The 2787-nt window shown below is 67.4% G+C and carries 3 protein-coding genes; all 3 read right to left on the minus strand.

The window, feature by feature from the left end; all coding sequences use genetic code 11:
* Nucleotides 1-72 precede the first annotated feature (72 nt).
* The 3 genes from pcaF to OS124_RS0119380 all read right to left on the minus strand — a co-directional run bounded on the left by pcaF (nt 73) and on the right by OS124_RS0119380 (nt 2785).
* Nucleotides 73-1269 carry a 3-oxoadipyl-CoA thiolase gene (gene pcaF / locus OS124_RS0119370; RefSeq protein ID WP_010141576.1) on the minus strand — a complete coding sequence of 399 codons (1197 nt, stop codon included), beginning with the start codon at nt 1267-1269 and terminating at the stop codon, nt 73-75.
* 141 nt (nt 1270-1410) lie between these two features.
* A complete protein-coding gene (locus OS124_RS0119375; RefSeq protein ID WP_040607601.1) occupies nt 1411-2085 on the minus strand; it encodes a 3-oxoacid CoA-transferase subunit B in 675 nt (224 codons plus the stop codon).
* Nucleotides 2072-2785, minus strand: coding sequence for a 3-oxoacid CoA-transferase subunit A (locus tag OS124_RS0119380; protein ID WP_010141579.1), 714 nt, complete (start codon nt 2783-2785; stop codon nt 2072-2074). The genes OS124_RS0119375 and OS124_RS0119380 overlap by 14 nt, the downstream gene beginning before the upstream one ends.
* Between the last annotated feature and the right edge of the window lie 2 nt (nt 2786-2787).

The raw sequence follows: 2787 nt of genomic DNA on the forward strand, positions 1-2787 counted from the left end.
CCCCCGCCCGGCTCGCCCAAAGTGGAACGGGCGCCATGAGGGCGCCCGTTCACATTGGTGTGAAGCTTTGGCTCAGACCGCTTCCAGAGCCACGGCGATGCCCTGTCCGACGCCGATGCACATGGTCGACAGCGACTTTTCGCCCGACTTCAGCTGCAGGGCCGCGGTGCCGGTGATGCGGGCACCGGACATGCCCAGGGGGTGGCCCAGGGCAATCGCGCCGCCATTGGGGTTCACCCGGGGATCGTCATCGGCGATGCCAAGGTCGCGCAGCGTGGCGAGGCCCTGCGAGGCGAAGGCTTCGTTCAGCTCGATGACCGAGAAGTCCTCCTGGCTCAGGCCCAGGCGCGCCATCAGCTTCTTCGAGGCCGGCGCCGGGCCGAAGCCCATGATGCGCGGCGCGACACCGGCGGTGGCTCCGCCCAGCACGCGGGCGATCGGGGTCAACCCGTACTTCTTCGCCGCTTCCGCCGAAGCAATGATCAGTGCCGCCGCCCCATCGTTGACGCCCGAGGCATTGCCCGCCGTTACCGTGCCGCCCTCACGGAAGGGGGTCGGCAGCTTGGCAAGTTTCTCAAGCGTCGAGGCACGCGGATGCTCGTCGGTGTCGAAGATCAGGTCGTCCTGCTTGCGGCGCTTGATGGTCACCGGGGTGATCTCTTTCGCCAGGCGGCCATTGGTGATGGCGGCGGCGGCCTTGTCCTGCGAGTTCAGGGCGAACTTGTCCTGGTCCTCGCGCGAGATGTTGAACTCCTCGGCGACGTTCTCGCCGGTCTCGGGCATGCTGTCGACGCCGTATTGCTTCTTCATCAGCGGGTTGACGAAGCGCCAGCCGATGGTGGTGTCATAGACGGCGTTGTTGCGCGAGAAGGCGCTTTCCGCCTTGGGCATGACGAAGGGCGCGCGGGACATCGACTCGACACCCCCGGCGATCATCAGGTCGGCCTCGCCGGCCTTGATGGCGCGGGCGGCGGTGATCACCGCATCCATGCCCGAGCCGCAGAGGCGGTTCATCGTGGTGCCGGGCACGCTGACCGGCAGGCCCGCCAGCAGCGCCGACATGCGTGCCACGTTGCGGTTGTCCTCGCCGGCCTGGTTGGCGCAGCCGAAGATCACGTCATCGACGGCTTCCCAGTCGACGGAGGCATTGCGCTCCATCAGTGCCTTCAGGGGGATGGCGCCCAGGTCGTCGGCGCGGACGCTGGACAGGGTGCCGCCGAAACGGCCGATCGGGGTGCGGATGTAGTCGCAGATGTAGACTTCGGTCATGAGATCCTCCTGTCGGACGATCAAGCGTCCGATTGTGATGTCCCGCCCGGCTGCCCCTGGATCAGGGCGCAGCCGGGTCAGATACCGTAGGGTGGATGCCGATCCACCGTCCCCGAGCGCCCGCAGGCCCTCGGGATGGGCTCAAAGCTTGGGCACCGAAAGCTCGCCCACCGAGCCCTCGACATGCAGCGGCGCGCCGGTCAGCGATTGCAGCTCTTCCATCGACATGCCGGAGAGCTTCTCGCGCAGCACGAAGCGGCCGTCCTCGATGTCGATCACCGCCAGCGAGGTATAGACGCGGGTCACGCAGGCGACGCCGGTCAGCGGGAACGAGCATTCCTCGACCAGCTTCGGCGCGCCGTTCTTGGCGACATGGTCGGTCAGCACGGCCACGCGCTTGGCGCCATGTACCAGGTCCATGGCACCGCCGACGGCAGGCACGCCCTTGTTGCCGACCCGCCAGTTGGCCAGGTCACCGTTCTGCGCCACCTGAAGCGCGCCCAGGATGGCCACGTCCAGGTGGCCGCCGCGCACGATGCCGAAGCTGTCGGCCTGGTGGAAGAACGAGGCGCCGGGCTTCAGCGTCACGGCCTTCTTGCCGGCGTTGATCAGGTCCCAGTCCTCTTCGCCGGCTGCGGGGGCCGGGCCGAAGTTCAGGATGCCGTTCTCGGTGTGGAAGACCGGGGTGCGGCCCGCCACGGTGTATTGCGCCACCATCTCGGGAAAGCCGATCCCGAGGTTCACATAGGCGCCATCCTCGATGTCCTGCGCCGCGCGCCAGGCGATCTGGGCGTTGGAAAGCTTAAGCTCGCTCATAGACTGCTCCTGCACGGATAAGGGCCTCTTCCTGCTGCGGATCCGTCACCTCGACCACGTGGTTCACGAAGATTCCGGGGGTGTGGACCTGCTCGGGGTCGATGCTGCCGGGCTCCAGCACCCTGGTGGCCTGCACGATGGTGGTCGTCGCCGCCATGGCCATCAGCGGAGAGAAGTTCCGCCCCGCCATGCGGTAGGTCAGGTTGCCGTGGGTATCGGCCAGCTCGGCCTTGACCAGGGCGAAATCGGCCTTCAGCCAGCGCTCCTGCACATAGGGCTTGCCGTCGAACTCGGCGACCGGCTTGCCGGCGGCCAGCTCGGTGCCGTAGCTCGCCGGGGTGTAGAAGGCGGGGATGCCGGCGCCACCGGCGCGGATACGCTCGGCCAGGGTGCCCTGGGGCACCAGCTCCAGCTCGATCTCACCGGCCAGGTAGCGGTCGGTGAAGGCGCGCGGATCGCTCGACTTGGGGAACGAGCAGATCATCTTCGCCACCATCCCGGCGTCGATCATCGCGGCGATGCCGATCTTGCCGTTGCCCGCGTTGTTGTTGATCACCGTCAGGTTCTTCGGGCCGGCGTCGATCAGGGCGTGCACCAGCTCGATCGGATTGCCCGAGCCGCCGAAGCCACCGATCATCACCGTGGCGCCGTCCTTGATCCCGGAAACGGCCTCTGCAAGGCCGGGGAGTCTCTTGTCCATGC

Source organism: Oceanicola sp. S124 (assembly GCF_000220565.1).
Lineage (GTDB): Bacteria > Pseudomonadota > Alphaproteobacteria > Rhodobacterales > Rhodobacteraceae > Pseudooceanicola.

Excerpts from the sequence above, each read along its gene's own strand:
- pcaF (WP_010141576.1), bottom strand. The coding sequence starts at position 1,269 with ATGACCGAAGTCTACATCTGCGACTACATCCGCACCCCGATCGGCCGT.
- OS124_RS0119375 (WP_040607601.1), bottom strand. The coding sequence starts at position 2,085 with ATGAGCGAGCTTAAGCTTTCCAACGCCCAGATCGCCTGGCGCGCGGCG.
- OS124_RS0119380 (WP_010141579.1), bottom strand. The coding sequence starts at position 2,785 with ATGGACAAGAGACTCCCCGGCCTTGCAGAGGCCGTTTCCGGGATCAAG.